This window comes from Testudinibacter crocodili, assembly GCF_006228025.1.
Taxonomy (GTDB): domain Bacteria; phylum Pseudomonadota; class Gammaproteobacteria; order Enterobacterales; family Pasteurellaceae; genus Chelonobacter.
In genome coordinates this window covers 25,404-32,374 of sequence record NZ_VDHF01000075.1, presented here as the reverse complement: position 1 = coordinate 32,374, position 6,971 = coordinate 25,404, and the positions used below count along the sequence as shown (strand labels likewise).

Genomic DNA, 6,971 nt, shown 5'->3' with positions numbered 1-6,971 from the left:
AAAAAGCCCGTTTAGAAGCTGAAGCCAAAGCGGCGGCTGAAGCCGCAGAAAAAGCCCGCTTAGAGGCGGAAGCCAAAGCAGCTGCTGAAGCCGCAGAAAAAGCCCGTTTGGAAGCGGAAGCTAAAGCGACTGCCGAAGCCGCAGAAAAAGCGCGTCTAGAAGCAGAAGCCAAAGTCGCTGCTGAAGCGGCAGAAAAAGCGCGCCTAGAAGCAGAAGCCAAAGAGGCTACTGAAGCAGCGGAAAAAGCCCGCTTAGAAGCTGAAGCCAAAGCCGCTGCTGAAGCCGCAGAAAAAGCCCGTTTAGAAGCAGAAGCAGCTGCTGAAAAAGCGCGTCTAGAAGCGATTGCTCAGGCAGAAGCGGCAAAGCCAGTGAATAAACAACATGATTGGATCAGCAAAGAAGCGAATATGGCACTTTCGTCTCAAGCGGCCAACATCAGCCAATTAAACAAAAATCAAACATTGTTGAATCAATACGTTAATCGATTAACACCGGATAATAGCGGGTTATGGAGCAATGTTGATCGTGAGCGCATGAACTACCACAGCGACAACTACCGTCACTACAAACAAGATCTCTACAGTCAACAACTTGGCATTGATAGCACGATTGACTTTGATGGCGGTGACTGGTTGGTTGGTTTAGCATTCGGACACAGCAATGCGCATAATCAATTTGCGGAGAATCAAAGTGGTAAAACCAGCAACCATAGCCTAAGCTTATATAATAAAGTGATTTTAGACAATCAATTGTACCTCAGTACCGTGATCAGCTATAACCGCTTAAAAACGACGTTGAACGCATTTGATCAAGATGTCAAACAACACGCTTGGGTCACCTCCGTTGCTCTTGGTAAGCGCTGGCAGTTTGGTACTATCGGAGTACAACCATCGGTTGATATCACTTACTACCGTTTAGGCAGCATGGATTATCGTATCAACAACGTAGCGATACAGCAGCAAACGCTTAACTTCTGGCAAGCACGTAGCGGTATCATGTTAGATAAACACTTTGGCTTGTCACCAAGTGACGGTGTAACGTTATATACCGCACTTTACTACACAGCCAATCTAAACCATAAGGCACAGTTGCAAGTCAGCAACAGCACATTGAATGCCGCCCTGTTTAAGAACCGCTTAGAAAGTGAAGTTGGAGCCGTATTCCGCTTAGGGAAACATTTCAATCTTACCCTAAAAGGTGGTTATGCCGAAGGTGATGTGATCGAGTCACAATTTAATGCCGGACTTGAATTGAAATATCTTTGGTAACATCAACAACCCCTAAAAACCGCCATGAAAAATCCCTTTTGTGTAAGCAAAAGGGATTTTTTGATTTGATATTGAAAAGTGCGGTCAGAATCTATTTTCCAATAAACGCCAAACCACCCATGTAGGGTTGCAGCACGCTTGGGATCGCAATAGAGCCGTCGGCTTGCTGATAGTTTTCTAACACCGCAACCAATGTGCGCCCCACAGCTAAACCAGAGCCATTCAGGGTGTGAACCAAGCGGGTCTTCTTATCGCCCTTAGTTCGGCAGCGAGCCTGCATGCGACGCGCTTGGAAATCCCACATATTGGAACAAGAAGAGATCTCACGATAAGTATTTTGTGCTGGCAGCCAAACCTCTAAATCATAGGTTTTGGTCGAACCAAATCCCATATCGCCGCTGCATAACAACACCTTACGGTATGGCAAACCTAACAGTTGCAACACTTTTTCCGCATGTCCGGTCAGTTCTTCCAAGGCTTCCATTGATTTTTCCGGTGCAACAATTTGCACCATTTCCACTTTGTCAAACTGGTGCATGCGGATCAGACCGCGCGTATCACGTCCATAAGAGCCCGCCTCTGAGCGGAAGCACGGGGTATGCGCTGTCATTTTAAGCGGCAGGCTCTCTTCATCTAAAATCTCACCACGAATTAAATTAGTCACCGGCACTTCGGCGGTCGGAATCAACGCATATGGCTGCTCGCCTTCCAGCGCATTGGTGTGAAACAAATCTTCACCAAATTTGGGCAGTTGCCCTGTGCCGTACAGGGTTTCATGGTTGACCAGATACGGCACATAGGTTTCTAGGTAGCCGTGCTGTTCAGTGTGCAGATCCAACATAAATTGGCTCAACGCACGGTGTAATTTGGCGATCTGCCCTTTCATCACAACAAAACGCGCTCCAGCTAATTTCACCCCGGCAGCAAAATCCAAACCTGCAATATTTTCACCTAAAGTAACGTGATCTTGCACCGTAAAATCATAATGTTTTGGTTGACCCCAACGCAGCACCTCTAAATTCTCACTGTCATCTTTGCCCAACGGCACTTCGTCTGCCGGAATATTCGGGATATTCAGTGCAATCTGTTGCAGTTCACTTTGTACCGCTTCAAGTGCGGTTTTGGCCTCGTCCAACTCACAACCCATCGAATCCACTTCTGCCAGCAATGCCTGAATGTCTTCCCCACGTGCTTTCGCTTGCCCAATACTTTTAGAACGAGCATTGCGTTCCGCTTGCAAGGTTTCGGTTTTCACCTGCAACACTTTACGCTGCTCTTCTAACTCACTGATTTTGGCAGTATCCAGTATAAAATTTCGTCTAATTTTTAATTTCTCGGCGGTTTCCGCCAAATTGTTACGCAGTAAATTTGGATCAATCATCTTGTTTGCCTGTTTTGTTGATGGTGGCGGATAACCGCACTTTGCTTGAAAAATGCTTGATATTTTAGCCTTTATTCGCCGCAGTGACTAGTACAGAATCGAGATTCACCGCCAACATTTTAGAAAAATCGTGTTAACGTCTATTTTTCTATTCCGACGGAAAACGGCGGTGCCGATGGCAAACACGGATTGGAGGAATATCTGCAAACACAGGTCGTTTATTTACAAACCACAAACTAAATTCTGCACTGCTCTCAGCTAAACCGCACTTTGATTTATTGATGTTTTTTATCAAAATAATGAAAGTGCGGCTTTTTACCTGTTTAAGTTATATGCAAACGGCTACCATCCTCTCCAATTGAAGACTAAAAAAACAAATTTTGCGAATCCTGTCACAAAAATTTTTCTTTTATTACATTATGATAACAACTCCAATAACAATGTATAATTTGTGGTTACTTATATTACCTCAACTGATTGCTATCAACTAAGGATCTTTAAATGGCTTTAACGCTTAGTCTTTTTCCGATCGTTTTACTGATCTACTTAATGGTAAAACGCAACAGTATGCCCTCTTTTATTGCACTACCCCTGATCGCATTATTGGTCTATGTGTTGCAATTGACCTATTTTGGTCAAGATTTCATGCTGATCAACGCCAATGTGATTTCCGGTATCATTGCTACGCAAACCCCGGTTACCATTATTTTTGGTGCGATTTTATTTAACCGCATGATGGAAATTTCCGGCTCAACCAATGTGTTGCGCCAATGGCTGTCGAATATCAACCCTAACCCGATCGCACAGTTGATGATTATCGGTTGGGCATTTGCCTTTATGATCGAAGGTGCTTCGGGTTTTGGTACACCGGCGGCGATTGCTGCACCGATTTTGGTTGGATTGGGGTTCAATCCAATTAAAGTGGCAATATTTGCGTTGGTGATGAACTCTGTGCCGGTCTCTTTCGGCGCCGTCGGCACCCCGACTTGGTTTGGCTTTGCGCCGTTGAAGTTAGGCGAGGAAACCCTACTTCAAATCGGCTACCAAAGTGCAATTATCCACTTCTTTGCAGCCTTTGTTATTCCACTGATTGCGCTACGTTTTATCACCAATTGGACAGCAATCCGCAATAACATTGTATTTATTTACCTCAGCGTGCTGTCTTGTACTATCCCGTATCTGTTGCTGGCAAAAGTCAACTATGAATTTCCATCGTTAGTCGGTGGCGCAATTGGGCTGTTTATCTCTATTTTGTTGGCAAATAAAGGCATTGGTCTCGTCAAAACCAGCGATAACAGTGAAAAATCTCCACTGCCGTTTGCCACCATTGTTAAAGCCATGACCCCGACAATGCTGTTAATTTTGATTTTAATCGTGACCCGTATTCATCAACTAGGTATTAAAGCGCTATTGAATGATGCCACCACTTGGTTCAACCTATCATTGGGACAATTTGGGCAATTTGAAGTCAGTCGTGCACTGATCTTGTCCTTTAAAGATATTTTAGGACAAGGCGTCAGCGACAGTTATAAAACCCTGTATGTGCCGTCATTGATTCCGTTTATTATTACAGTGTTAATCTCATTAGTGCTGTTTAAAGTCAATAAAAACAACGCCAAAGCTATTTTTTCCAGCACTTTTCAACAAACCAAAAAACCGTTTTTTGCATTAATCGGGGCGTTGATTATGGTGAAATTGATGCTATTGGGCGGAGAAAATTCAATGGTACAAACCATCGGACGGGATTTCGCCGCCGCCACCGGCGCTAATTGGACCTATTTTTCCGCTTATTTGGGTGCGATCGGGGCATTTTTCTCCGGCTCAAACACGGTTTCCAATTTAACTTTCGGTGGCATTCAATATTCGATTGCACAAACTACCGCACTTTCTGTGCCTTTAGTGCTGGCATTGCAATCTGTTGGCGGCGCCATGGGCAACATGGTGTGTATCAATAATGTGATTGCGGTGTGTTCAGTGTTGGACGTAAAAAATCAGGAAGGCGCGATTATCAAGAAAACCGTGATTCCAATGCTAGTTTACGGTGTTATCGCAGCATTGGTCGCTACGTTAATTTTATCGTAATATTGCCAAAAACAATTTGGGCAAAATACTGTCCCTGCAAAGGGTGGGCTCCCCACCCTATTTTTACATGATTAAATTCATCTGTTGGAGTAAACAATGAACATCAATTTTTATGTCACCTGCATTGCCGATGCGCTCAAAGCCAATGTCGCCAAGCAAAGCGTGCTGCTGTTGGAGCAGTTGGGGTGCAAGATCACTTTTTTAGAAAAACAGGGCTGCTGCGGACAGCCGGCGCTAAACAGCGGCTATAACCAACAAGCGATTCCTGCCATCAAAAATTTAATTACCACCTTTGAAGCAAACAACTACCCGATTGTCGCCCCTGCAGGCTCTTGTGTGCATGCGATTAAAAGCTATGCGACTTATTTCCCTGACGAGCCGGAATGGGCGGAACGTGCCAATAGATTGGCTGAGCGTTTTTACGATCTCACCGATTTTATTGTCAATCAGCTTAAAGTCACTCAGGTCGGGGCTAAATTGAACGGAACCGCCGTTTATCACCCCTCTTGCAGCCTATTTCGTAAACTCGGGGTCGTACACGAACCAGTGACGCTGTTGCAGAATGTTGAAGGATTGAAACTGTTGCCGATTCAAAATCAAACCACCTGCTGCGGTTTCGGCGGCACTTTCTCGGTCAAAATGGCGGAGATTTCCGGCGAAATGGTGATAGAAAAAGCCGAACATATCAAAGAGGTGCAGCCGGATTATCTGATCGGTGCCGATGTTAGTTGTTTAATCAATATTGGCGGACGTTTACAGCGTGAAGGCAGCCCGATTAAAGTGTTGCACATCGCCGAAGTCTTAATGAGCCGCTAGGGGGAAAATATGTCATTAAAAACCAGTGAAATATCATTTAAAGCACGCCTGCATGACGAAATTCATAATGACGTGATGCGAAAAGCAGTGGTGATGGCGCAAGAGCGGATCGGCGCCAATCGGCAGAAAATGGTGGATGAACTCGGCCATTGGGAAGAGTGGCGTGAACAGGCAAAACAGATTCGTGAGCATATTTTGCAAAATTTAGATGCGTATTTGTATCAACTGTCGGAAAAAGTGAGCCAAAATGGCGGTAACGTTTACTTTGCCAACACGGCCGAAGATGCCACTAACTACATCAAAAAAGTCGCACAACAAAAGCAAGCTAAAAAAGTGGTGAAATCCAAGTCAATGGTCACAGAAGAGATCGGCTTGAACAAGGTGCTGGAAGCGGAAGGCATTCAAGTGATCGAAAGTGATTTAGGCGAATATATTTTGCAACTTGCTGGCGATAAGCCATCGCATATCGTGGTGCCGGCAATTCACAAAGATCGCCATCAAATTCGCAAGGTGTTGCAAGACAAATTGGGCTATCAAGGCGAAGCTACGCCGGAAGAGATGACTCTGTTTATCCGTGGCAAAATCCGACAAGATTTCTTGGAAGCAGACATCGGGATTAGTGGTTGCAACTTTGCGGTTGCCGAAACCGGCAGTGTCTGTCTGGTGACTAATGAAGGCAACTTGCGGCTGGCAACCACGCTACCGAAAACCCATATTGCGGTGATGGGAATGGATCGCCTGGCGCCAACGTTTAAAGAAGTGGATATTCTGATTACCCTATTGGCACGAAGTGCGGTCGGCGCACGCTTGACCAGTTATAACACTTGGCTGACCGGTCCACGTTTAGCGGGAGAAACCGACGGCCCGGAAGATTTCCATTTAGTGATTGTTGATAATGGTCGTTCCAAAGCGTTGGGGGGGGAGTTTAACGATATTCTGCGTTGTATCCGTTGTGGCGCTTGTCTGAATGTCTGTCCGGCTTACCGTCAAATTGGCGGACACAGTTACGGCTCAATCTATCCCGGCCCAATCGGTTCAGTGCTGTCGCCAATTTTAGGCGGCTATGAAGACTTTAAAGATCTGCCGTATGCTTGTTCGCTGTGCACTGCGTGTAACCAAGTTTGCCCGGTCAAAATTCCATTGGCAAGTTTGCTGCTGAAACATCGCAGTAAAATGGTAGAGCTAGGCATCACGCCAACATTGGAAAAATTGTCGGTCAAGATGTTCACCCTAGCAAATAATCACCCTACCCTGTGGAAAGTCGGGATGAATATCGGTGCCAAACTGAGCCGTAAGATGATCAAAAACGGCAAAGCCCCTCTCAACATCGGCGCTGTGTCAGAATGGACGAAAGCCCGTGATCTGCCGAGCTCCGAAGGTGAAAGCTTCCGCAACTGGTTTAAAAACCGCACTTGATCATCAAA

Annotated in this window: 5 protein-coding genes; 4 read left to right on the top strand and 1 reads right to left on the bottom strand. The window is 45.4% G+C overall.

All coding sequences use genetic code 11. The features are described 5' to 3' along the window. A partial coding sequence (locus tag FHQ23_RS08530) for an autotransporter outer membrane beta-barrel domain-containing protein (protein WP_139613947.1) occupies positions 1-1,268 on the top strand: 1,268 nt, incomplete at its 5' end. Between the two features lie 91 nt (positions 1,269-1,359). Here FHQ23_RS08530 and serS read toward each other — a convergent pair. Next, positions 1,360-2,649 (bottom strand): serine--tRNA ligase, encoded by a 1,290-nt coding sequence (gene serS, locus FHQ23_RS08525; RefSeq protein WP_139613946.1) that lies wholly within the window; start codon positions 2,647-2,649, stop codon positions 1,360-1,362. A gap of 501 nt (positions 2,650-3,150) precedes the next feature. Here serS and FHQ23_RS08520 point away from each other — a divergent pair. The 3 genes from FHQ23_RS08520 (at position 3,151) to FHQ23_RS08510 (ending at position 6,963) form a co-directional block, all read left to right on the top strand. Further along, positions 3,151-4,731 carry an L-lactate permease gene (locus tag FHQ23_RS08520; protein ID WP_139613945.1) on the top strand — a complete coding sequence of 527 codons (1,581 nt, stop codon included), beginning with the start codon at positions 3,151-3,153 and terminating at the stop codon, positions 4,729-4,731. Between the two features lie 96 nt (positions 4,732-4,827). Beyond that, on the top strand, positions 4,828-5,547 hold the full coding sequence (locus FHQ23_RS08515; RefSeq protein ID WP_139613944.1) for a (Fe-S)-binding protein: 720 nt from the start codon (positions 4,828-4,830) through the stop codon (positions 5,545-5,547). Positions 5,548-5,556: 9 nt separating this feature from the next. Continuing rightward, on the top strand, positions 5,557-6,963 hold the full coding sequence (locus FHQ23_RS08510) for a LutB/LldF family L-lactate oxidation iron-sulfur protein (protein WP_139613943.1): 1,407 nt from the start codon (positions 5,557-5,559) through the stop codon (positions 6,961-6,963). Positions 6,964-6,971: the final 8 nt, after the last annotated feature.